The 22,585-nt window shown below is 68.8% G+C and carries 18 protein-coding genes; 9 read left to right on the top strand and 9 right to left on the bottom strand.

The window, feature by feature from the left end; translation table 11 throughout:
- Positions 1–21 precede the first annotated feature (21 nt).
- Positions 22–1,017 (bottom strand): expansin EXLX1 family cellulose-binding protein, encoded by a 996-nt coding sequence (locus AB0J93_RS00410; RefSeq protein WP_363916657.1) that lies wholly within the window; start codon positions 1,015–1,017, stop codon positions 22–24.
- Between the two features lie 462 nt (positions 1,018–1,479).
- On the opposite strand from AB0J93_RS00410, the gene AB0J93_RS00405 reads away from it, so the two are divergent.
- Positions 1,480–3,186: a CocE/NonD family hydrolase gene (locus tag AB0J93_RS00405; RefSeq protein ID WP_363916655.1), complete on the top strand. Its 1,707-nt coding sequence runs from the start codon at positions 1,480–1,482 to the stop codon at positions 3,184–3,186.
- A 255-nt stretch (positions 3,187–3,441) separates the two neighbouring features.
- Here the strand turns inward: AB0J93_RS00405 and AB0J93_RS00400 are convergent, their stop codons facing one another.
- The 3 genes from AB0J93_RS00400 to AB0J93_RS00390 all read right to left on the bottom strand — a co-directional run bounded on the left by AB0J93_RS00400 (position 3,442) and on the right by AB0J93_RS00390 (position 5,505).
- Positions 3,442–3,747, bottom strand: a complete 306-nt coding sequence (locus AB0J93_RS00400; RefSeq protein ID WP_363916653.1) for a hypothetical protein — start codon at positions 3,745–3,747, stop codon at positions 3,442–3,444.
- A 101-nt stretch (positions 3,748–3,848) separates the two neighbouring features.
- On the bottom strand, positions 3,849–4,667 hold the full coding sequence (locus AB0J93_RS00395; protein WP_363916651.1) for an MOSC N-terminal beta barrel domain-containing protein: 819 nt from the start codon (positions 4,665–4,667) through the stop codon (positions 3,849–3,851).
- A 4-nt stretch (positions 4,668–4,671) separates the two neighbouring features.
- A complete protein-coding gene (locus AB0J93_RS00390) occupies positions 4,672–5,505 on the bottom strand; it encodes a class I SAM-dependent methyltransferase (protein ID WP_363916649.1) in 834 nt (277 codons plus the stop codon).
- A 105-nt stretch (positions 5,506–5,610) separates the two neighbouring features.
- Here AB0J93_RS00390 and AB0J93_RS00385 point away from each other — a divergent pair, with 105 nt between their 5' ends.
- Entirely contained in the window at positions 5,611–6,684 is a 1,074-nt protein-coding gene (locus AB0J93_RS00385) for an LCP family protein (RefSeq protein WP_363916647.1), read from the top strand.
- Between the two features lie 63 nt (positions 6,685–6,747).
- On the opposite strand, the gene AB0J93_RS00380 is transcribed toward AB0J93_RS00385, so the two are convergent.
- Together AB0J93_RS00380 and AB0J93_RS00375 are read right to left on the bottom strand one after the other, a co-directional pair.
- Positions 6,748–8,211 carry a sugar transferase gene (locus AB0J93_RS00380; protein ID WP_363917642.1) on the bottom strand — a complete coding sequence of 488 codons (1,464 nt, stop codon included), beginning with the start codon at positions 8,209–8,211 and terminating at the stop codon, positions 6,748–6,750.
- Positions 8,212–8,409: 198 nt separating this feature from the next.
- Positions 8,410–9,465 (bottom strand): endo-1,4-beta-xylanase, encoded by a 1,056-nt coding sequence (locus tag AB0J93_RS00375; RefSeq protein ID WP_363916645.1) that lies wholly within the window; start codon positions 9,463–9,465, stop codon positions 8,410–8,412.
- Between the two features lie 433 nt (positions 9,466–9,898).
- Here AB0J93_RS00375 and AB0J93_RS00370 point away from each other — a divergent pair, with 433 nt between their 5' ends.
- The 5 genes from AB0J93_RS00370 to AB0J93_RS00350 are packed head-to-tail and all read left to right on the top strand — an operon-like array spanning position 9,899 to position 15,088.
- Positions 9,899–11,371, top strand: a complete 1,473-nt coding sequence (locus AB0J93_RS00370) for a lipopolysaccharide biosynthesis protein (protein ID WP_363916643.1) — start codon at positions 9,899–9,901, stop codon at positions 11,369–11,371.
- A gap of 26 nt (positions 11,372–11,397) precedes the next feature.
- Complete coding sequence (locus AB0J93_RS00365; RefSeq protein WP_363916641.1) at positions 11,398–12,417, top strand: glycosyltransferase; 1,020 nt, start codon at positions 11,398–11,400, stop codon at positions 12,415–12,417.
- A complete protein-coding gene (locus AB0J93_RS00360; RefSeq protein WP_363916638.1) occupies positions 12,414–13,349 on the top strand; it encodes an NAD(P)-dependent oxidoreductase in 936 nt (311 codons plus the stop codon). Before AB0J93_RS00365 ends, AB0J93_RS00360 begins: the two co-directional genes overlap by 4 nt.
- A 15-nt stretch (positions 13,350–13,364) precedes the next feature.
- Positions 13,365–14,381 carry a GDP-mannose 4,6-dehydratase gene (locus AB0J93_RS00355; RefSeq protein WP_363916636.1) on the top strand — a complete coding sequence of 339 codons (1,017 nt, stop codon included), beginning with the start codon at positions 13,365–13,367 and terminating at the stop codon, positions 14,379–14,381.
- Positions 14,378–15,088: a sugar phosphate nucleotidyltransferase gene (locus AB0J93_RS00350; protein ID WP_363916634.1), complete on the top strand. Its 711-nt coding sequence runs from the start codon at positions 14,378–14,380 to the stop codon at positions 15,086–15,088. The genes AB0J93_RS00355 and AB0J93_RS00350 overlap by 4 nt, the downstream gene beginning before the upstream one ends.
- 47 nt (positions 15,089–15,135) lie before the next feature.
- On the opposite strand, the gene AB0J93_RS00345 is transcribed toward AB0J93_RS00350, so the two are convergent.
- The 3 genes from AB0J93_RS00345 to AB0J93_RS00335 all read right to left on the bottom strand — a co-directional run bounded on the left by AB0J93_RS00345 (position 15,136) and on the right by AB0J93_RS00335 (position 19,844).
- Complete coding sequence (locus tag AB0J93_RS00345; RefSeq protein WP_363916632.1) at positions 15,136–15,999, bottom strand: glycosyltransferase; 864 nt, start codon at positions 15,997–15,999, stop codon at positions 15,136–15,138.
- A 144-nt stretch (positions 16,000–16,143) separates the two neighbouring features.
- Positions 16,144–17,949: a hypothetical protein gene (locus tag AB0J93_RS00340; protein WP_363916630.1), complete on the bottom strand. Its 1,806-nt coding sequence runs from the start codon at positions 17,947–17,949 to the stop codon at positions 16,144–16,146.
- Complete coding sequence (locus tag AB0J93_RS00335; protein ID WP_363916628.1) at positions 17,949–19,844, bottom strand: trypsin-like peptidase domain-containing protein; 1,896 nt, start codon at positions 19,842–19,844, stop codon at positions 17,949–17,951. Before AB0J93_RS00335 ends, AB0J93_RS00340 begins: the two co-directional genes overlap by 1 nt.
- 191 nt (positions 19,845–20,035) lie before the next feature.
- Here AB0J93_RS00335 and AB0J93_RS00330 point away from each other — a divergent pair, with 191 nt between their 5' ends.
- Both AB0J93_RS00330 and hutU read left to right on the top strand, forming a co-directional pair.
- Positions 20,036–20,866 (top strand): MurR/RpiR family transcriptional regulator, encoded by an 831-nt coding sequence (locus AB0J93_RS00330; protein WP_363917640.1) that lies wholly within the window; start codon positions 20,036–20,038, stop codon positions 20,864–20,866.
- Between the two features lie 12 nt (positions 20,867–20,878).
- Entirely contained in the window at positions 20,879–22,576 is a 1,698-nt protein-coding gene (hutU, locus tag AB0J93_RS00325; protein WP_363916626.1) for a urocanate hydratase, read from the top strand.
- Positions 22,577–22,585: the final 9 nt, after the last annotated feature.

Here is a 22,585-nt window from a genome sequence, read left to right as displayed (position 1 = left end):
GGCCGGCGGCCGGTCGCAGCGTCAGCCGCAGCCGGGCGAGGGCGCGGCGAGCGGTGCGGGCGCGAACGCGTCAACCGCGGTCGGCTCGACCGACGTGGTCGCACCGGTCGTCACTTCGGCCGACGGCGTCGGGCGGGCGGAGGCGCGGGTCGACGCGCTGACGGACGGCTTCGCACGCGCCGACGGTGATCTGGTGGCCGTGACGGACCCACGTGAGCTGCCCCCGTACATCCGAACGGAGCTGCGCTGCACCGTGCCCGGCGCCATCCTGATGCCCGTGGCGGTGACCCGGTGGCCCCGGGTGTCGGTGACCCGGATCTGGTACGGACCGGGCCCGGCGCCGGAGTCGATCAGCCAGTAGTTGTAGCTCTCCCGAGCGGCCGCCCGCCACTGGCCCGAACCGCCCTGCCGCACCTCGACCGAGCGAAGGGGGTTGCCGTGGCCGGCCACCAGCACCGCGAACCACCACTGCGACGCGCCCTCCTTGATCCGGAAGGTGAGCGGACCGGACAGCGGCGGATCGACGACCAACCGGTAGCTGACCGCGACGATGCCCTGCACCGGGTCCGCGATGCGGGCGAACGCCTCCCGGGACAGGTCGATGTGGCCGGGTGCGCACTCGGGGCACTGGTCCATCACCATCACCCGTACGGTGCCTTTCGGCCCGGTCACCTCCAGGTATCCGCCGCAGGCGGCACCGTCGGCGTACTCGGTGGGGCCGAGCGCCACGTAGAGCCGGTCGGCGGGGGCGGCCGGGTACGAGCAGTTCCCGCCGGCCCCACGCGAGTCGTAGAAGGTCGCCTTGCCCTTGTACTCAGGCCCGGCGGCCGGCGGTGCCAGCAGCCCGTCGACGGCGCGGAGCGCGGCACAGGCGGGCGCGGTGCCCGAGCGCACCGCAAGGGTGACCCCGAGGAGTACGGCGAGCGCGGCGACGCTCCCACCGGCGAGCCAGCGGCCCAGACCAGGACGGGACGCAGGCATCCCAGGCTCGTCCGCGGCGGTGGTGGCGTCGATCATGAGGACCGATGCTGCCGGACCGGCGGGCTGGCGGACAAGCGAGCTAACTGAAAACTAAGTTTGGGCAACACCCACCCGCGGTTCCCGTAGCGAACCATGCCGGTGCGTTGGCCGGAAGGCCCAAACTCCGAATTGGACACTGATCACAAACGGGTTCTCGGCGGACCGCATCCCTGACACGGTGTGCGTGGATGCGCATTCCGTAATCGACAGGAATGCCATCCACGCGGGGATGAGGGCGTGGGTGGCACATGACCGAACGGATGATCATTGTCTGCACACGCACGAGCAAGGCGGTCGGCAGGCGTTCTCGCCGCGGTACTGGCAGTCTCGACGGGCGCGCTCTTCGCACCCGGTCAGGCGGCGGCGGCCCCACCCGAGATCGCTGTTGAGGACGGCGCCACCCAACCGGTCTTCTCCCTGGCCAACGCGATAAACGAGACCGTGCATGTCGATTCGGACATGGACAGCGACGGTGACGGCCTGCTCGACACCATCACCGTCCAGCTGATCCGGCCGGCGGAGACGGCCGACGGCATGCAGGTCGCATCGATCGTCAAGGCAAGTCCGTACTGGACGGTCCAGAGCCCGGCGGCCCGCCGCAGCACGGTGACCGACCCGATCGGTGACCCGGCCGTCCACTGGAGCGGCTGGTTGGACGAGTACTTCGTACCGCGAGGCTACGCGGTGCTCGAGGTGGAGATCGCCGGTACGGGCACGTCCGACGGTTGCCTGTCGGTCGGTGGCGAGTCGGACGGGCGGAGCGTGGCCGCTGTCGTCGACTGGCTCAACGGCCGTACAACCGCCAGCTACGCCGACGGCACCGCTGCGGTCGCGTCGTGGAGCACCGGCAACGTAGGCATGTACGGGACCTCGTACGACGGCACGCTGGCCACGCAGGTGGCCGAGACGGGCATCGACGGGCTCAAGACGATCGTGCCGGTCAGCAGCATCTCCAGTTGGTACGACTACACCCGGGCCCAGGGCATCGGGTACCGCAGCTGGAGCGTCCGCTACATGGAGGGGTTCACCTCCCGCTGGGGCAACGACCAGTCCCTGGTGAACTGCACGGCGCAGTACCAGGCCATCGGTGACGGTGAGACGCTGGCCGAGTGGGACTACAGCCCCTTCTTCGCGGAACGTAACTACCGCAACGACGTGGATCAGGTCCAGGCATCGGTGTTCCTCGTGCACGGGCAGCGTGACGACAACGTCAAGACCACCCAGTGGGGCCGTTACTGGGACGAGTTGGTCACGCATGACGTCCCGCGCAAGGTGTACCTGCACGACGGAGAGCACGTCGACCCGTTCTACAGCGAGTCCAAGGACCCGGTCGGCCGGTGGATGGACTACTGGCTGTACGACATCGCCAACGGTGTGATGAACGAGCCGCAGGCCACCATCAGGCGACCGGACGGCACCCAGGTGAACGAGACCGGGTGGCCGCCGGCCGGCACCACGGACACGTCGCTGTACCTGGGCCCGGCCGGCAACGGGGGCGCCGGCAGCCTGACCACCACCGCGGGAGCGGGCAGCCAGCAGTTCACCAGCTCCGGCGCGGTGGCGGAGTCGACGATGGTGGCGAGCCCCGGCACCGTGCGGAGCTACCGGCTGGCGTATCTCGGGCCGACCCTCGCTTCGGAGAGCCGGCTCTCCGGCGCCGCCCGGATCGAGGTGACGTTCACCTCGGCCACCACGAGCACCCCGCTCACGGCTCTGCTCGTGCACTACACCGGCGGGTCGGTCACCCGCGTCGTGGCACGCGGCTCGCTCGATGCCAAGAACCGCCTGTCGCTGACCACCGGCACTCCCCTGACTCCGGGGCAACAGGCCACGGGCACCGTCCTGCTGGAGCCCAAGGACTACGTCTTCCCCGCAGGCAGCCAGATCGGTCTCATTCTCACCGGCAACTTGAACGCGTTCGTCCACTCGGACCCGCTGGCGGGCCAGCTGACGGTGGCGCTCGGGACCAGCCGGGCGATCCTGCCGCTGACCGTCGCGCCAGCGCCGTCCTGCGCCGACCCGGCGTGGAGCCCCGCGGCCGTCTACAACACCAACGACGTGGTGTCGCACAACGGCCACCGCTGGCGTGCCCAGTGGTGGACGCAGAACCAGGAGCCGGGCACCACCGGTCAGTACGGCGTCTGGGTTGACCTAGGAGCCTGCTGACCTTCTCACCCCGAGGGCCCGCGCCGAAGACCGGCGCGGGCCCGACGGTCGTGTCGGCGGGTACCGCAGCCTGCTGGTGCTGCGAAAGGGCCCTGAATTACGCGTGGCGAGGGTGGCCACGGCCCCGCCGGCCAGCCAACGACGCAGCGCGGGACGCTGAGCCGGTGTCCGGCCGGCGGGGCCGCCGATTCCGTCGGTCACGTGCAGCCATGCTGCCGGAGACTCGACCGCCCGGACAAGCGAGCTAAGCGAAAGCTAAGACGGGATCCATCTCGGCTGGCCGGTGGTGACCAGCCGGCGCAGCGGCTCCACGGCGTCCGGGTGGCTGCGCAGCGCGTCCTCGATCCGGACCCGCCACACGCCGGCCTCCACCAGGTCACGGCCGTCGTCGGGAGCCGAGCGCAGCCGGTCCCGCGTCTCCCGCAGCGACTGTGCCATCCCCTCGCCCAGCAGGCGTACCACCTCACCGGCGATGCTGCGGAAGCGCTCATCGTCGGGTACCGCCCCGACCAGCGTCCGGGCCGCGTCCCACGCCACCCGGGGATGATGGATCACCGACATCTCAGACTCCTTGGTCGAGGTCCCCTTCGGCCATCATCGATCCGCCGGCCGCCCGGCGGCAAGAGCTGTCCGCCGGTCGTCGCCGGGCCGTGTCCACCTGGTCAGTCGGCCAGTTCCACCGGATCGCCGAGCTTCACCTCACCCGCCTCCAACGGCACCAGGTTGAGTCCGAAGAGGACCTTACGATCGATGTTGCGGTGCCGGGCGAGGGTTCGCAGCGGCTCCCGGCCGCGTACCCCGGTCTCCTGGTCGGTGGTGATGACCAGACAGCGGGCCGACGGTTCGGCGGCGCGGAAGCGGACGGCTCCGATGCGCAGCCCGCGCCCGGCCCACTCGTCCTCCGCCCAGGCGTGGGCACCGTCGACCACCAGGTTGGGCCGGAAGCGGGTCATCGGCACCGGCTGCGCACCGCCCGCGGCGAGCCAGTCGCCGAGCGCGGCCAGCGACGCCGTGCTGGCCAGCAGCACCGGGTACGCGTCGGCGAAGCTGACCTGGTCACCGGGGTCGTACTTCCGGTCGCCCGGCGGGATGTGCCGGGCCGGTCGGGCCAGCCGGACCAGCCGGACCGGCCGGTCGAGCAGCGCGCCGAACCAGGCGTCGGCGGCCGGACCGGCGGGCAGCGCGTCGACCGTCAGCACCCGCCAGCGGAAGGTCCGCACCGGTACCGGCGTGACGTCGGTCGGTTCGGGCACCACCAGGTCGGGGTGGCCGTCGGCGCGCAGCAGCAGCCCGTCGGGGCCGGGCCGGGCGTGCACCCGGACCAGCGACGTGGCCTCACGCTGGGTGACGCCGACCCCCTCGGCGTCGACAAGCATCCACCGTCGGTCGTCGTTCAGCCCCCACGGTCGTACGGCGGCCGCGCCGTGGACGAGGCCACGGCAACCCTTTACCGGATAGGTGGTGATCCCGCTCAGCCGCACCTGGCTACCATGCCACGCCGATGCCGTCGCCCGGGTACCAGTGGTTCGCCGGCGTCTCCCGGTAGGCGAGGAACCGCCGCCCGGTGCGTTCGGCGTGCTCGGCCAGCACGTTCGTGTGGGTGACGTTGTCGGTGAGCAGCATCGCGCCCGGGGCCAGCTTCGGCTCGACGGCGGCGAACTCACGCCGCTCGTAGGCGCGGCTGTGGTCGCTGTCGTGCAGGAACAGGTCGACCGGCCGGTCCAGCGCCGTGATCGACTCGACCGAGTCGCCGATCACCAGGTCGATCACCTCCGACCAGGGTGCGGTGCGGGCGAGGTAGCCGGCCTCGGGGTTGATGTCGATGGAACTGACCCGGCCGGGATGTCCCTCGGCGGCGTTGCGCAGCAGCGCGGCGGCCAGTACGCAACTGCCCAGCCCTTTGTCGACGCCGGTCTCGACGATGTGCTTCGGTCGCTTGGCCCGGACCATCGCGTACCAGCCGATGCGGCGGGCGTAGCGGACCTGCTTGTCGGCCAGACCGCGACGGGCGGCGCCCGCGATGGCGGAGCTGATGTGCTGCCGCAGCGCGTCATCGGCTTCGATCTCGGCGAGGTACTTGCGGACCTGCTTGACCGGCAGTTCGCAGACGACGCTGACGAACCAGGCGAGATGGTGGCGACTGAGCTTGGTCAGCTCGTACGTGTAGTTGTGATGCTCCCGCGAGGCGACCAGCCAGCGGGCTGAGGTGCGCAGCACCTTCGCGTCGTGCCGCGCGACGGCGACCAGGCGTTTCGGAAAGGCGGCGACGGGGGCGAGGCGGGTACGGGCGATCGCCCGGCGCAGCTTGACGGCATCCACCGCTGCGTTCTACCAGACGTACGGAAACAGCGAAGTAACAATGCCCGCTTCGATGGGCCGGACACGGGCTCACAGCCGGAACACGAAGTCAGTAGCATCACCGCCATGTCGAGTGGTGAGCAGGTGGGGACCATCGCCCCGGAGCAGACCCTGCCGACGGGGGACGCCGACGGTTCGGAGACGACGGGCGGGTCGGCTGGCAAGCCACGCCGACGGTGGCTGCGGATCACGCTGATCGTGCTGCTGGTGCTGTCGCTGCTCGGCGTGGGTGCCGTGGTGGCTAGCGGCTTCTACCTCAAGTCCGTCGAGTCCGACATCGAGCGGGTCGACGCGTTCGACAACGTGCCCGAGGAGACCCGACCCGAGGTGGTCGCCGCGGATGCCCGCAACATACTCATTCTCGGAAGCGACTCACGCGACCCGGAGAACCCGGGCGGCTCCCGGACCGACACCATCATTCTCGCGCACCTGCCCAAGGGCCGCGCCAGCGCCCAGCTCATCTCGATCCCCCGCGACACCTGGGTCGCCGTGCCTCGCTCGAAGGAGGGTCGTGGCGGTCGCGACGCGAAGATCAATGCCGCGTACGCCTGGGGCGGCGTGCCGCTGATGGTGCAGACCGTGGAGAACTTCACCAAGGTCCGGATCGATCACGTGGTGATGGTGGACTTCGCGGGATTCAAGGACATCATCGACGCCCTCGGCGGCATCGAGGTGGAATCGGAGAAGCGATTCACCTCCATCCATCCGCCGCACCGTACCTTCGAGGCCGGTCTGCAGACGATGGATGGCGCGGCCGCGCTCGACTTCTCCCGGCAGCGCAAGCAGTTCGCTGACGGCGACTTCACCCGGATCAAGCACCAGCAGCAAGTGATCAAGGCCATCCTGAACAAGGCCACCTCGGGCGGCATCCTCACCAATCCGGCCCGGTTGAATTCGTTCCTCCAGGCCACGTCCGGCTCGCTCTCGGTTGACAAGGACCTGTCCCTGCTGGACATGGCCACCGAGAACCGCAAGCTACGCGGTGGCAATCTCCTCTTCCTGACCAGCCCGACCAAGGGCACGGGACGGGTCGGCTCGGAGAGCGTCGTGTTCGCCGACGACGAGCGGGTCGGTCCGTTCTATGAGGCGGTTCGCCGGGACGCGGTCAAGGAGATCATCAGCAACGCCGGCAAGAAGTGACCGATGGGGTGGCGCCCTGGACGCCCAGGTGCCACCCCATCGACATTGTGCTTCGGGTAGGCGTCAGTACGCGCCCCGCCGGTCCAGGACCACCCGAACCGTGCGCCAGAGGATGCCGAGGTCGTAGACCAACGACCAGTTGTCGACGTAGTGCAAGTCAAGCCGGACGGCGTCCTCCCAGGTGAGGTCCGACCGGCCGGAGATCTGCCAGAGCCCGGTGATGCCGGGACGCACCAGGAGCCGACGACGGACATCGCCACGGTAGTCGTCGTCCTCGGTGGGCAGCGGACGCGGACCGACCAGGGACATCTGCCCCACCAACACGTTGATCAGCTGTGGCAGCTCGTCGAGCGACAGTGCACGCAGATGACGGCCGATCGGAGTGACCCGCGGATCGTTCTTCATCTTGAACAGGAGGCCGTCGCTCTCGTTGTGTGCTCGCAGTGCCTCCAGCCGCTGCTCCGCGTCCGTATACATGGTGCGGAACTTCCACACCTTGAACGCCTTGCCCTGGTGGCCGATCCGGGACTGCCGGAACATCACCGGGCCCGGGTCGGTGAACTTGATGGCAAGTGCGATGCCGACCAGCGCCGGACTCAACACGATCAACCCGAACAGCGCGGCGATCCGGTCGATGAGGGTCTTGGCCAGCAGCGACAGACCCGAGATCGTCGGTTCCTCGACGTTGAGCAGCGGCAGGCCCTCGATCGGGCGGACGTGGATGCGCGGGCCGGTGACGTCGGTGACCTGCGGCACCACCACGAGATCCAGGCCCGTGCCCTCCAGCTGCCAGGCCAGCTTGCGCAGCTCGTACGACTCCAGGCTGGCCGGGCCACAGACCGCGATCGTGTCGGCGCCCAACTGCTGCACCAACGGCACCAGGTCCCAGCCGAGGTAGACCGGGACCGGAGCCTGCACCCGCTCGCGCGTACCGGGATGCTTGGGCAGGTGGATGGCGATGGGGCGCAGTCCCGCGCCGGAGTTACGGGTCACCACCTCGTGCACCGCCAGCGCGTCGGAGAGCCGACCCACCAGCAGCACCTTCTGCGACGCTCGCTGGCTGACCCGCCGGATCCGGCGCAGCACCACCCGAGCGACAAAGCGGAAGAAGACGGTGTACACCAGCAGGCCGATGATGATGGCGGCGACCGTTGCCCGGGAGAGGTCCTTCTTCAACCCCAGCGCGAGGAAGGAGACCGCGGCGGCCATCGCCACATTGGCTCGTACCACCCGCTTGAGTTCTTCCGTGCCACGACCGAGCGCCCGTCGGTCGTATGCGCCGGCACCGGCGAGGATGGTCATCCACATCAGCGGCACGACGACGTTTGCCACCAGTGCGAAGGTGCTCACCGCCCCACCGAGCATCCGCTCGTCCCAGAATCCCGCGTCCGCGTCGTCGAACACCGTGACGACCGTGCGGCTGGCGGCCAACGCGGCGAGGAAGTCCAGCAGGATCAGGCAGGTCATGTAGCGCCGTCGCCACTTCGCCCGAGGGGCGACCGGACGACCGAAGACCGACCGGGGCATCCCGTTGGACGGCGGCGTGATGACCCCTAGATCCGGGTCGAAGCGAGGCGCACGCTGGGACGCTACGGTCGCCAGGAACTGAGTCTGCACGGACACGATCTTCCTTTCACTTCGCCCCCGTAGGAAATCGCGAGATGCACCTTATGCGCTGACCGGATGCCTGCCTAGTGGCGAATCGGCTCAGACTGATCGGCAAGATCAGCTCGGCGTTTCATCCGCGTGAGTCCGCAACTCATGCAGCAAAAGGTCGCGCGCTGGTTTCGCCCGCATGTCCTTGTCGTAGAGACAGGCCGCGCCGTACCCGGGGTAGTGCGCCGAGATCCAGCTGCTGGCGTCGGTGAACCCCCACACGGTGAACGACTCGCAGGTCGACACGGCAAGGCACGCTCTGAGCATGTGCTGGTAGAGCAGGGCCTGATCGAGGAGCATTTCGGGCTTGGCTGGTAGCGCGAGGCGTACGTCCAGCTCGGTGACCGCAACCGAGACACCCAGAGCGGCGAACCGTCGCATGTTCCCGATCGGGTCCTCGGGGACGGCATCCAGGCGAAGGTGGGCCTGGAAGCCCACTCCGTGCACCGGTACCCCATCGGCCCTCAGCCCGCGGACCAGCTTGAACAGCCCGTTTGCCTTCTTGGTGCGCCCTTCCACGCCGTACTCGTTGATGAACAGGCGAGCGTCGGGGTCTGCCTCGTGCGCCCAACGGAACGCGTCGGCGATGTAGCTCGGCCCGAGCCGTCGCAGCCACATGGAGTCGCGCAGGCTCCCGTCCTCCGCGATCACCTCGTTGACCACGTCCCAGGCCCACACCTGGCCGCGATAGCGGGTCACCGTCGTCACGACGTGCTGCCGAAGCGCAGCCCTGAGCCGCTCGGCGGACCACTCCTCCGACACCCATGGCGGAACGCTGCTGTGCCACACCAACGTGTGTCCGTACACCGCCTGGCCGTTCTCCTGCGCGAAGGAGATCAGGCGGTCGCTCGCCGTCCAGTCGTACGCGCCCGGCGTCGGCTCCAGGTTGGCCCACTTCATCGCGTTCTCTGCGGTGATGGCATTGAAGTCCGCCGCGAGCGTGGCGCGGTACCGGGGATCCGCGTCGAGCAACGCACCGTCGGCCGCTGCTCCGATCCGCACGTTTCCGGGCATCAGGCCGCGCAACGTAAGGCTCGGAGCATCCTGGCCGGACGGAGGATCGGCCTGCCCCACGTCCCGGTCCCAACCCACATATGCTGCACAGGCGACGAGGAACAGTGCCATTACCGTCAGCCCCGCTGTGGTCCATCTGCCGATCCGTCGGACGGTCGGCACAGCGGTCGGTGCGGCGGATCGCGGCAGCTTCGGCGACCAGGCCGAGCGCGCGGCACCCGTTGTCACGGTGCGGGAGCTGACCTCTTCGGCCATTACCATCCTCAGACGAAGGTAGCGACGCCAGTGACGAGGCCCAACTGATGCGTCTGAAGGATATTACGGGGTGGCGGGGCGGTGCCGTCCGGTTGGCGCCAGCGGGGCGGGATCAGGTCGGTACGATCCCTCACCGCTACACGCGACGCCGTCACCAGGTGGTGGCCCTCTCGACGAATCGGGTGAACTCACAGTGACCCACGGCAGGCAAACCGCTGGCGGATCCGTCGGCGCGCCACCCATGCCGAGCCAGCTGGCTTCCTCGCCTGCCGAGCAGGCCGAGCCCGTCGTGGCCGGACCATCCTCCGGTCGCGCCGGTTCGGCCATCGTCCGGGCTGGTGCCCTGTCCATGCTCGCGCTGATCGCCGTCGGCGGCACGCGACTCGTGCATGGTTCGCTGACCAGTCACTCAACCGACCGAACCACCTATGGTCTGGTCGGCATCATGCTCGCGGCGAGCATGGTCGCAAGCCTCGTGTTGCCCGGCGGCGTGTCCAGTGGTCTGTCGAAGTTCGTCGCCTTCCATCGTGGAGCCGGCGACGTGGCTGGCGCGTGGGCGGTGCACCGTTTTCTCTACCGGCTCGGGCTGGTCGCGTCGCTGGTGCTCGGTGCGGCGACGACGATCGCGGTGAATGCGTTCCACCCGTTGAAGCCGTGGGATCTGGCGTCCCTAGCGCTGCTAACGATCACCTATTCGCTGTACACCCTGGACAAGGCTGCCCTGTACGGGCACGGCCTGGTCGCCAGGTACGCGCGCATTGAGGTGGGCACCTCCCTGCTCGCCGTCGCAAGCACCGTGGCCGTCGTCGTCACCGCCAGGACGACCTACCTGCTTCCGCTCTGCCTGGGGTACGGGCTTTTCGTCGTGCTGAGCCGCTGGCAACTGCGTCTGCACCGGCGTCGGGAGGTGGTGCCCACCGGTGGCCGCTTCCACCGGCGGGAGATCGTCACCTTCACCGTGCTCGCCAGCATCGGGACCCTCGCCAGCGCTGGCTTCCTTCAAGGCACCCAGTTGCTCGCCGGACAGTTCGTCACTCCGGCGGAGGTCGCCTACCTGGTTGCCGCGATCGCCCTGACAGCTCCTCTCTATTTCCTTCCCCGGGCACTGGCCCTCGCGCTGTTCCCGGCCATGGCAGGCGCCCAGGGTGCGGGCGACACCGGCGCGGTGCGACGCCAGGTCGACGCGGCGACCCGAGCACTGGCCGTGACGATGACACCGCTCTTTCTGGCTGGGCTGATGGCCGCCCCGCTCATCCTCACCCTCTTCGGTGGCAGTGCGTACGCCGATGGTGCCCAGGTTCTCCGGGTCATGCTCTGTGCCTCGTTCATCGGCATCCTTCAGGTGCCATCGGTAAACGCGCTCGCCAGCGATGCCGCCGCCCGTACCCGGATCCCAGTCGCCTCCGCGGTGGTCGGATGCGTGACCGGCCTGGCTGTGGCCGCCTGGACCGCACCGACGTTGGGCGCGACCGGGATCGCCGTCGGTTACCTGGTGGGCACGACGGTCACCGCGGCGATCCCCGTGATCGCGGTCCAGCGTCTGCACCGGCTCCAATGGGGCCCGATCCTGGTGCGTTGTGTCGGGCTGCTGACGGGTGGGGCGCTCCTGGCGCATTCCGACCTCATGCGGACCTGGACCTGGTCTGCTGCCGCGATCAGTGTCGGCGTGCTGACAGTGGCAGCTGCGGTGCTGCGGTCCGACCTCCGCGCACTGCTCCGAGTTCTTCAGGCGCGCCGGCGTTCCGCGACGGAAGCCGGCTGAATCGCTTCATGTCACGAGGGGAAGCAGTGAACAACGCACACCAGCACGGGACCACCGACCGTGCGCTCCGGATCTTGGCGGTCACCAACCTCTGGCCGGAGGATGGCAGTTACCGGGGCATCTTCGTACAACGTCAGGTCGCGGCATTGCGCAGCCGCGGGCATCACGTCGATGTGGAAGTCGTCGCCCAGTCGCGCGGCAAGTGGGACTACCTCACGGCGGCACCCAGGGTACGTCGGCGGGCGCGGACGGGAGGCTACGACGTCGTCCATGTGCACTACGGCATGACCGCGCCCGCTACCCGATTCGCCGGTCACCCGGTCCGCGTGCTCTCGCTCTACGGCAGCGACATCAACGTTCCCCGCCAGCGATTCATGACGCGGCTGGGTTGGGGCGGCAGCCGGGCACGGATCTACGTGTCGCGGCGGCTCGCCGAGACCGCGCGGGATCCGGCTGGTCACGTCGTCGCCAACGGCGTCGACTTTCGGCTGTTCCAGCCGGGTGATCGGAGCGCCGCCCGGCAGGCACTCGGCATCTCGGGCACCGACCGAGTGGTCCTGTTCGGCGCCGATCCGAGCAGGCCGGTCAAGGGCTATGACCTGTTTGATGAGGTCATGACCCGCTTGAGGCAGCGGGATCCGTCGGTACGTGAGCTGATCCTCTCCACACCCGGCCAACCCGAAGCCGATCTGGTCCGCAAGTACGACGCTGCCGACGTGTTGCTGTTCACCTCCCGCCCGGGTAGCGAGGGTTCTCCAACCGTCGTCAAGGAGGCAGCGGCGATGGGTCTTCCGGTCGTTTCGGTGGATGTCGGCGATGTCCAGGAGGTCCTGTCCGGGGTACGGCCCGGGGCCGTGGTCCGATTCCCCTCCGGCGGGATGACCGGCCCGGACCGGTCCGGCCTGGTCGAGAACCTGGCCGACCGGGTGACCGAGGTACTGGACGCCGGCTCCCGGGCCGACGGCCGTGAGCAGAACGCTTGGTTGGACGAGCACCTTGTCGCCGACCGGATCACCGAGATCTACCACGATTTGTTGAAATCATGACCACGACGCTGGTCACCGGATCACATGGATGGGTCGGCCACCATCTGCGCCGGCAGCTTGTCGCCCGTGGGCACAACGTCGTCGGCGTGGGACGCCGGCAGCGGACGGTACCGGCGGGCGAACGGTACCTCCAGCTCAACCTGAGGGATGCGCCAGCGGTCGCGGCAGCGGTCGATGCGATTCGACCGACTGTCGTCCTGCATCTGGCCGCGACCGTTCCTCAGCGGAACAGCTCCCTGACGGACGTCGTCGCGGACGCCGTGGAGTCGACGTACAACCTGTGCCGGGCACTGCGCACCGCCGACGTCGGGACGCCGCCGCACCTGGTGCTGGCCGGGTCGGCGGCACAGTACGGTGGCGTGCCGTCGGCCGAGAACCCGATCAGCGAAGATACGCTGCCCCGGCCGTTGAATACCTACGGGCATGCCAAGGCGGCTGCGGAATCACTCGCGCTCGCTATGGCTGCGGATGGCCGGCTCCGAGTCACAGTGGCTCGCCCCTTCAACCATGTCGGCCCAGGCGAGAGCAGTGCGACGTTGGCAGGTGCCCTGGCCAGCCGGATCGCCGCCGTTCTCGCCGGCCGCAGTGATCGGGTCCAAGTGGCGGACCTCGATGCGGTGCGGGACTTCACCGATGTCCGGGATGTCGCGCGAGCGTACGTGGAACTGGCTGAGATCAGCCAGGCCGAAGATATCTACAATGTCTGCTCGGGTTCCGGGGTGACCGTCCGTACCGTGCTGGAGACACTGCTCGACCTCGCCAATCTGGACCACCGCGTCGTGGAACTCATCGAGGGTCGAAGCGCCATCCGGTTCCAGGTGGGCTCGGCGGAGCGGCTCGCAGCCCGGACGGGTTGGAAGGCCGAGATACCGCTGCGGGAGAGTCTCCGCGAGTTGCTCACCGAACTGACCGACCGCCCGGCCCACGACTGACCAGGAAGGCAACGCATGACCGCGTCGACGAAAGACCAGGAATGGGCGGGGCGTCGCATCCTCGTCACGGGTGCTGGTGGGTTCATCGGCTCCCATCTGACCGAGCGGCTGGTCCGCGCCGGTGCGGAAGTACGGGCCATGGTGCGCTACACCGGACGGTCCGACATCGGCATGCTCCGCGACGTGGATCCGCACGTACTCCGCGCGGTCGAGATCGTGCACTCGGACATCACTGACCCCTTCGCGGTGCGCCGCAGCATGGACGGGTGCGACGCGGTCTTCCATCTCGCAGCTCTGATCGCCATCCCCTACAGCTATGTCGCCCCCGCCTCGTACGTCGCAACCAACGTCACCGGCACTCTGAACGTCTTGGAAGCTGCGCGTGACCTGGGGACCCGCCGCATCGTGCACACCTCCACCTCGGAGACCTACGGCACGGCCCGATACACGCCGATTGACGAGAATCATCCGCTCCAGCCGCAGTCCCCCTACTCGGCCTCGAAAATCGGCGCGGACGCGACGGCCGAGTCGTTTCACCGCTCGTTCGATGTACCGGTGGCAACCATCCGCCCCTTCAACACATACGGTCCGCGGCAGAGCGCCCGCGCCGTCATTCCGACGATCGCCGCGCAGGTGGTCGCTGGCCGAGACAAGATCGCATTGGGTGACCTACGCCCGGTACGCGACCTCACCCATGTCTCGGACACGGTAAACGGATTCCTCGCGGTCGCCTCCTCGGATGCCTGCGTCGGCCAGGTGACGAACATAGGCAACGGCCGGGGTGTCTCCATCGGCGATCTTGCCAGGCTGATCGGAGAAATCGCCGGACGGCCGGAGATCGAGGTGGTGGCGGACGACAAGCGGCTACGTCCGCCGCAGAGCGAGGTGTTCGAACTGGTCGCGGCGACCGACCGGGCGCGGGAGCGATGTGGGTGGCAACCGACAGTCGGTCTTCGAGCAGGTCTGGCGGACGTCATCGAGTACGTCCGGGCCCATCTGGACCGCTTCGACGTGGACCGGTACGCGGTATGAGGGCCGTGATCCTGGCCGGTGGACGGGGAACTCGGCTCCGCCCCTTCACCACCAGTTTCCCCAAGCCGCTGATGCCGGTTGGTGACCTCCCCATCCTGGAGATCCTGCTCCGACAACTGAAGGCGCACGGCGTTGACGAGGTGACGCTGCTTACCGGCCACCTGGCCTACCTGTTGGAGGGCTACTTCGAAGATGGGCGTCGGTGGGGTATCAACATCGACTACGTGCGGGAGGATCAGCCGCTGGGCACTGCAGGGCCGTTACGGCAGCTCGCTGATCAGTTGACCGACGATTTCTTCGTCATGAACGGCGATCTGCTGACCGACCTCGACTTTACCGCGTTGATGGCGCAGCACCGGGCCGGCGGCGCCACAGTGACCGTAAGCGTCCACACCCGGGCGGAGAAGATCGACTTGGGGGTACTCAAGATCGACGCTTCTGGCGATCTCGTGGGATACGAGGAGAAGCCGACGTTGAAACTGGACGTGTCAATGGGTGCCTATGCCATGTCACCTGCCGCCCTGGCGGACATTCCCGCAGGCCCGTACGACATGCCCCAACTCATCCTTGATCTACTGGCCAAAGGCCAACGGATCCGGAGCTGGCGACACCAGGGGTTCTGGCTCGACATCGGTCGCGTGGACGACTACAGCCTGGCCAACAAGATGTTCACCGAGAACCCGAGCGGTTTCCTCCCCCAGGCGTGACCGGGTAGCGGTCGAGCCGTCGCCCTGGCGGCGCCGGCTCGACTTCCCTATCGGCCGAGTGACGAGACCAGCCACTTGCCGATCTCGCTGCCCGCGCGGATCGCCTTGATCCCGAGGGCCAGACCCGGCACCTTCGGTCGGCGGTAACGGTCGATGAGGTCGAACCAGACCATCAGGCCGGTGAAACGTCGACGGCTGATACTGCCCGGGTGCCGGTGGAACCGCACGACCGGATGCGGAAGGTGCCGGGGCTGGACGCCATTGGTGAGCGCACGCAGGACGAGCTCGACATCGACCTTGATGGGCAACTGCTCGTCGTACCCACCCAGCTGTACCAACAGCTCCCGCTCGATCGACATCCCGGAGTGCTTGAAGGGCAGTCTCGGCCGAGCCAGCACGGACCAGAGCATCTGACGGCTGCTGGTGTACGTGGGCAGGTTAATCCTCTTCGCCGATTCCCCGACGAATTCCTCGTAGTCCGTGTAAATCCAGGAGGCGCCGGTGGCGGCGACGAACTCCTGGATCCGTGCCAACCCATCCCCGGCCAGTTCGTCGTCCGAGTCGAGGACCGTGATCCATCTTCCTCGAGCGATCCGCAACGCATTGTTGCGCGCGGCACTGATCCCCAGTGGCTTCTGACGAACCAGCCGGATGCGCTGGTCGGCCAGAAGTTCCGCCTCGGCAAGGCACTGTTGGACCGGCACGGCCGAGCCGTCGTCGACCACCACCACCTCGAAGTCGCCGAAGCTGCCCGCGAGCACGCTTCGGATCGACTTGACGACGAGATCCGGCCGGTCTCTTACCGCGATGCACACAGAGATCGCAGGTTTGACTTCGCGCACGGGTTCCATGAAGCCGACGGTCGGTGCATCGACAGCCGGCATGCTCTTACGCACGCCTACCTCACCCATGTCGCACTCCACCCCCGTGTTGGTCACTCGCTCCCGGCGCATCGGCGACCTGCTACGAGTGGCCGCAACGTCGACAGGTTCCGGCGGCAGATGGCAGTTTAGCGATCGGCGATACCCCACACCACTACCTAAAGTGGATGGGGGTCAACCGAACGTCCGATTCACGCCCTCTGCACCGAAGTCAGTCGACCGACGTGCCTGCCGCGACTGGGCGAGAATCTCGTCGGTGGAAAGGATCTGCGTGTCGGCCTCCTCGCCGTTGCGGGCGGCCGGTAGCGGGGACGGCACCCCGGTGGCCCTGGTAGTGACCGCCGTGTCTCCGGGCTGACGGGTCGCCCACCAGCCCACCGCGACGATCGCCCAAAGCAACGGCGGCAGTAACGGGTCCTCCATCGACGGCGAGAGGAATCCGACGACACATGCGAACACGATCGCGGCGATGCCCCAGATCGTGGCCTGAGGGCTCGCCCGTCTGGAGCGTCGATCGTGTCGGGCTCGGTGCACCAACGGCCGGGCGACCGCAGCCAGCCAGACGAGGTAGACGACAAGCCCGAGCAGGCCCACCTCCATGACGAGGTGAAGCCAGAAGGAATCGACCTGGACAGCCTGGAAGCCGTACCGGTTGAATCCCTCCGGGCCGAACTTTGGATTCTTGTGCCAGTTGGGGTTGTCCTTCTCGGCCACGATGCCACCGAACTGGCCGATGCCGAAGCCGAGGATCGGCTGGCGCGGCAGGATCCGCGCCGCCTGCTGAAGGTAGAGGACCCGGATCTCGCGTACGGGTGCTGGCGACGGGGCGGCCGAGGACGGTTTCGCCGACGTGGTCGCTTGCGGCGTTCCCTGGCTCGCCTGGGACGTAGCCGTGGGTCGTGCGGACGGGTTGGTCGCACGTGGCGACGGCTCGGCAGATGGGGTCGCCTCGGCGTCACCCGGTCGACTGGATGGTTTTACATTGGACGGCACGGACGGAGTGGCCGTGGCAGCCGGCGGCGTGACCCTTTCCGGCTCGCTACCGGCTGGGTTCCGAAATCCGGTCAGGGTGTTCTCCAACCGGCGCTCCCACTCCGCGCGGTTGTCCGGACGGACAGCGATCTGCGCGACGGTGCACAGCACCACGATGAGACAGACGCCAAGGACCCGTCGTGCGCTTCCTCGCACCAACACCGCGATCAACAGCCCCGCGGCCAGCACGCCCAGCAGGGACTCGCGGGACTGGGTCGCGGACATGGCGAGTGCCGCCACTGAGGCGACGATCCACCAACTGCGGCCGACCCGGCCACTCACCGCGACCCAGGCGATGAAGCCCAGCAGCGCGAGCCCGAGGAGATGCCCGAGGTGGTTGGGGTGGGGCTGCAACCCTTGCGCCCGACTCTGGTCGGCCCAGGTGAGATCGACCCAACCGAGCGCGGTGTACGCCGGATGACCGATCACCATCTGGACGAGGGCGAGCACCACGTTGACGCCCAGCACAACGGCCACCGGAATCAGCATCCGGCGAACCAGGACCCAGTTCAGATCGGCGGCCCGTAACGCGTAGAAGACGATGACGCCACGGAAATAGACGAAGAGCGCCTCCCCCATCAGGGTCATCGACGAGTCATTGACGACACCGGCGAGCAACATCACCAGACCCAGCACGACCAGGGCAAGATCGGCGAAGGTGCGGAAGCGTTGCCATAGTCGGTCGAGGAGGACCTTCGTCACCGTCAGCGCTGCGAGGCCGAGATACAACCCCGTCTTGACGTGCTTCGGCCACTGGGCCGCATTCTCCAGGTTCGCCCGAGGGTCCTCGCTGCTCGGACCGGTGAGCACCTGAGCCCAGGTCTCGACCAGTACGTGCACCAGCAGCACACCGACCAGGACGACGATGGCGGTGGTGAGGATCCGGGAGGCCCGGCGTGCCGGGACGGTGCCCGCGTCCGGCACCGCAACGGGAGACGCGCTGGGCATCAGTTCGACCTCCGACGCGCCATCAGCACTACGAGGATGATCAGCGCGACAAGGACTGCCGCGCCGGCGGACACGAGCAGCACCGTGATCCAGGACGACCCGCCTGTCGGGGTGCCCTGGTTCTGCTGTCGTTCGATGGCGTTCTGCCGGTACGCCTGGGCAAGGAGATTGCCGGGGGACGACTCGGCGACCCGCTCGAGCTCAGCGATCGCGGTGCCGTCGTCACCAGCGAAGTAGGAGTCCAGAGCGTTTCGGTACAGCTTGTCGGTGTCACCGAGCGTGTTCTCGACGTTCGCCTCGTTTAGCAGGCCGCTGACCGTGGATGCGGGCAACAGCACCCGGTTGGCCCGGTCCGGGCGAGCATGATCCTGGTCGACCATGGCGGCGATCCGACCGCTGGGGTCAAGGGCGACGCCGCCGTGGGAGGCGCTGCCGAGGTCCTCGCTGATCCGGTGGATCGACACTGGCCCCCGCCGCCCCGACCCACTGATCGTCACCAGTTTCGACTGCGGTCGGTAGGTCGCAGTGCGGAACTCCGAGTCAGTGGTGGCGAACCCGATGATGAGCACCGTGCCGCCCTCCTCGAGCCCGGCCGACGGGTTGAGTTCCACCGCAGGCAGGTTGTCCTGGGTGAGCTTGATGAGTGCGGTGTTGCCCGCCTCGGCAGGCAGGGTGCGAACAACCTCGACCGGAATGGCCGGAGCGGTTGTCTGATTGCCGGTGGCGGTGTTGAGCTGCGCGAAAACCTCGCCAGCCGGTGGGCTGTCCGGTTCGATCCCGGTGAATCGGACCTTGGGCAGGTTGGTCTGCACGTAGCCCGGGACCTCCGCATCCGTCAACTCCCGCTCGCGTACGAGCATTCGGGCCACCGCATCGAGGGCAATCTGTCTGGCGTTCTCCTCGGTCGGCTGCACGCAGGACGTGCTGGTGAGGGCATGTCCGTCCGGGTTGACCACGAAGGCACTGCACCGCCGGGTGAAGATGATGGGCGTGCTACGAACGGGGACGTTCGTGCTGGCGTCCCGCACGTAGCCGGTGAAGACCGCCTCCACGAAGACGAGCGACGGGGCGGCTGCGGCCAGTGCTCGTTCCTCCGAGCTGAACGGGACCGCCTGCGCCCACGGCCGCAAACCCGGCTCGACCTGGGCTCCGCTGGGAAACGCCGAGGGACCGGCCGCCGGTGGACTCGACGGCGGCTCGGAGTCGTCACCGGCGAGCGCCCAGACGGCGACACCCGAGCCGAGCGCCACGACCAGTACGAGGCTGGCCAGCGAAACCCAGAGTCCGGTTCGCCGCTTTGGTGGCGTCGAGGGCTGGATGCGGCGGGCCGGCGCGGTGAACGGGTCATAGCCCCGTTCGTCGACGGACGGACCAGAGCTGGGGGAGGTTGGCGCGCCGGAAATCGGGGCCGAGTAGGCGGGCTGCGTCGGAACCGGGCTCACCGGCTGAGGCGCACCGGACACCGGCTGCGGAACACCGGACACGGACTGCGGCACACCCGAAACCGGCTGCGGCACACCGGACACGGACTGCGGCACACCCGAAACCGGCTGCGGCGGACCGGACACGGGAGGGGCAGACGTGGGCACGGGCTGGTAGTCGACGCCGAGGGCCCGGAACAGCTGCTCCGCCGCCGGGCCGGCCTCGGCGGAGTAGGCGACCCAGGGTGCGGGCGCGGAGAAGTCCGCGTACGCGAAGGGGGCGCCACCTGGTGCTTGAGCGAGACTGTTGGCGGTGCCGGCGAACGCTTCACGCCAGCCCGCGGTGGCGGCCACGGTGGCGTCCAGCACGGCCACCGTGACGAAGCGACCCTGCCCGTCCACGGCCGCCCACGCTTTACCGACCGGCGACCCGCCCAGCAGGTGGGTGTACCGGTAGGGGCCGTCCGGCTGCATGGCAACTCCTCTACTCGACCGCGGTGCGGATCCTATCCACCTGCCGCACCCCTATCTGCCCGCTGGTCGCCCCACGGCCGAGGGCGGTCCCGAAACCGCAGACCAGACGTCATCCACAATGGAATGGGCAGATCAGCTTGCCGGATGAAAGTTTTCATGCATAGAGTCACGGGGTGAATGAGGGAGTTGCCATGGCGTCGGCGGAGCGGGTCGTCGGCCTGTTCGACGGGGTCCGGCTCACCCCGACGCAGCGGCGCATCGCGCACTGTCTGGTGCAGCACGCCCCCGCGATCGGCTACCTCTCCGCCGCCGAGGTCGCCGAGCTGGCCGGGGTCAGTCAGCCGTCGGTCACCCGGTTCGCGGTGGCGCTGGGCCACGACGGCTACCCGGCCCTGCGTCGCCGGCTGCGCGAGCTGACCGCCGCCGCGCCCGGCCCGGCCACCGCCGGCAACGAACTTCAGCAGGCGGTACGCGCCGAAATCGGCAACCTGGACCGGCTGGCCGGGCAGTTGGCCGACCGGGAGCGGATCGCCGAGACCGGGCGTCTGCTGGCGGCCAGCCGGCCGCTGCCGGTGCTCGGCCTGCGCTCCGCCGCGCCGCTGGCCGCATACTTCGCGTACTTCGCCGCCAAGGTGCATCCCGACGTGCGGGTGCTCGACGACGGCGGCAGCCTGCTCACCGACCGCCTCGAACAGGCCGCCGAGGCGGGAGCGCGGGCGCTGCTGGCGTTCGTGCTGCCGCGCTACCCCCGGGAAACGCTGGACGCGTTACGTGCGGCCCGCGAGGCGCGGCTGACGGTCGTCGCGATCACCGACTCGCCGGTGAGCCCGGCGACCGAGCACGCCGACGTGGTGCTCTCCGCCGCGGTCGGCGCGCAACTCGTGTTCGACCTGCACACCGCTCCGATGACCCTGGCCATGGTGCTGCTCCAGGCGATCTGCGACGCCGCCCCGGCCGAGACCCAGCGGCGGCTGGAGGCGTTCGAAGCCTCAGCGGCCCGTCGACAGTTGTTCCTCGGTTAGGAGGAGTCCGCCATGACCCACGCCGACCAGACCGCCCCCGGACCTGTTCGGGCCGCCCGGGGCACGGAGCGCACCGCCCGTGGCTGGCCGCAGGAGGCCGCCCTGCGGATGTTGATGAACAACCTCGACCCCGAGGTCGCCGAACGCCCCGACGACCTCGTCGTGTACGGCGGCACCGGTAAGGCCGCCCGGGATTGGCCGTCGTACCACGCCCTGGTGCGGACGCTCACCGAACTGCGTGACGACGAGACGATGCTTGTGCAGTCGGGTCGCCCGGTCGGCGTGCTGCGTACCCACGAGTGGGCGCCCCGGGTGCTGCTGGCCAACTCGAACCTGGTCGGCGACTGGGCGACCTGGCCGGAGTTCCGCCGCCTGGAACAGCTCGGTCTGACCATGTACGGGCAGATGACCGCCGGCTCGTGGATCTACATCGGCACCCAGGGCATCCTCCAGGGCACCTACGAGACGTTCGCCGCCGTGGCGGCCAAGCTCGCGGGTGCCCTCGGTGACGGGCAGCCGACCAGCGACGGCACCCTCGCCGGCACCCTGACGCTCACCGCCGGTTGTGGCGGCATGGGCGGGGCGCAGCCCCTCGCGGTCACCATGAACGGTGGCGTCTGCCTGATCGTGGACGTGGACCGCAGCCGGCTGGCCCGCCGGGCGCACGACCGCTACCTCGACGAGATCGCCGACGACCTGGACGACGCGGTGCGGCGGGTGCTCGCCGCCAAGCACGACCGTCGGGCACTCAGCGTCGGTGTGGTCGGCAACGCCGCCACGGTCTTCCCGGAGCTGCTGCGCCGGGGCGTACCGGTCGACATCGTCACCGACCAGACGAGCGCCCACGATCCGCTGTCGTACCTGCCGGAGGGGGTCGAGCTGGCCGACGCCCGGGACTACGCGACGGCCAAACCTGCCGAGTTCACCGACCGGGCCCGGGCGTCGATGGCGAAGCACGTCGAGGCGATGGTGGGTTTCCTCGACGCGGGCGCGGAGGTCTTCGACTACGGCAACTCGATCCGGGGCGAGGCCCGCCTCGGCGGCTACGAGCGCGCGTTCGACTTCCCCGGCTTCGTGCCGGCGTACATCCGGCCGTTGTTCTGCGAGGGCAAGGGGCCGTTCCGGTGGGCGGCGCTCTCCGGCGACCCGGCCGACATCGCCGCCACCGACCGGGCGATCCTGGACCTCTTCCCGGAGAACGAGTCCCTCGCGCGGTGGATCCGGATGGCCGGCGAGCGGGTCGCCTTCCAGGGGCTGCCCGCGCGCATCTGCTGGCTCGGTTACGGCGAGCGGGACCGGGCGGGCGTACGGTTCAACGAGATGGTCGCCTCGGGTGAGTTGAGCGCGCCGGTGGTGATCGGTCGTGACCATCTGGACTGCGGCAGCGTGGCCAGCCCGTACCGGGAGACCGAGGCGATGGCCGACGGCTCCGACGCGATCGCCGACTGGCCGCTGCTCAACGCGCTTGTCAACACCGCCAGCGGGGCGTCCTGGGTGTCCATCCATCACGGCGGTGGGGTCGGCATCGGCCGGTCCATCCACGCCGGTCAGGTCTGCGTGGCCGACGGCACGGCGTTGGCCGGGCAGAAGATCGAGCGGGTGTTGACCAACGACCCGGCGATGGGCGTCATCCGGCACGTCGACGCCGGCTACGAAGACGCCCGCGAGGTGGCCACCCGCACCGGCGTCCGCGTCCCGATGGCGGAGTGAGGAAGGCCC

Origin of the sequence: Micromonospora sp. NPDC049374 (genome assembly GCF_040677165.1) — a bacterium.
Taxonomy (GTDB): Bacteria; Actinomycetota; Actinomycetes; order Mycobacteriales; family Micromonosporaceae; genus Micromonospora.
Note: the sequence above shows the minus strand (reverse complement) of the source record. Positions and strands in the feature narration are given on the sequence as shown.

Excerpts from the sequence above, each read along its gene's own strand:
- AB0J93_RS00385 (WP_363916647.1), top strand. The coding sequence starts at position 5,611 with ATGTCGAGTGGTGAGCAGGTGGGGACCATCGCCCCGGAGCAGACCCTG.
- AB0J93_RS00410 (WP_363916657.1), bottom strand. The coding sequence starts at position 1,017 with ATGATCGACGCCACCACCGCCGCGGACGAGCCTGGGATGCCTGCGTCC.
- AB0J93_RS00375 (WP_363916645.1), bottom strand. The coding sequence starts at position 9,465 with ATGGCACTGTTCCTCGTCGCCTGTGCAGCATATGTGGGTTGGGACCGG.
- AB0J93_RS00355 (WP_363916636.1), top strand. The coding sequence starts at position 13,365 with ATGACCGCGTCGACGAAAGACCAGGAATGGGCGGGGCGTCGCATCCTC.
- AB0J93_RS00405 (WP_363916655.1), top strand. The coding sequence starts at position 1,480 with ATGGACAGCGACGGTGACGGCCTGCTCGACACCATCACCGTCCAGCTG.
- AB0J93_RS00400 (WP_363916653.1), bottom strand. The coding sequence starts at position 3,747 with ATGTCGGTGATCCATCATCCCCGGGTGGCGTGGGACGCGGCCCGGACG.
- AB0J93_RS00380 (WP_363917642.1), bottom strand. The coding sequence starts at position 8,211 with ATGCCCCGGTCGGTCTTCGGTCGTCCGGTCGCCCCTCGGGCGAAGTGG.
- AB0J93_RS00335 (WP_363916628.1), bottom strand. The coding sequence starts at position 19,844 with ATGCAGCCGGACGGCCCCTACCGGTACACCCACCTGCTGGGCGGGTCG.
- AB0J93_RS00360 (WP_363916638.1), top strand. The coding sequence starts at position 12,414 with ATGACCACGACGCTGGTCACCGGATCACATGGATGGGTCGGCCACCAT.
- hutU (WP_363916626.1), top strand. The coding sequence starts at position 20,879 with ATGACCCACGCCGACCAGACCGCCCCCGGACCTGTTCGGGCCGCCCGG.
- AB0J93_RS00340 (WP_363916630.1), bottom strand. The coding sequence starts at position 17,949 with ATGCCCAGCGCGTCTCCCGTTGCGGTGCCGGACGCGGGCACCGTCCCG.
- AB0J93_RS00345 (WP_363916632.1), bottom strand. The coding sequence starts at position 15,999 with ATGGGTGAGGTAGGCGTGCGTAAGAGCATGCCGGCTGTCGATGCACCG.
- AB0J93_RS00330 (WP_363917640.1), top strand. The coding sequence starts at position 20,036 with ATGGCGTCGGCGGAGCGGGTCGTCGGCCTGTTCGACGGGGTCCGGCTC.
- AB0J93_RS00350 (WP_363916634.1), top strand. The coding sequence starts at position 14,378 with ATGAGGGCCGTGATCCTGGCCGGTGGACGGGGAACTCGGCTCCGCCCC.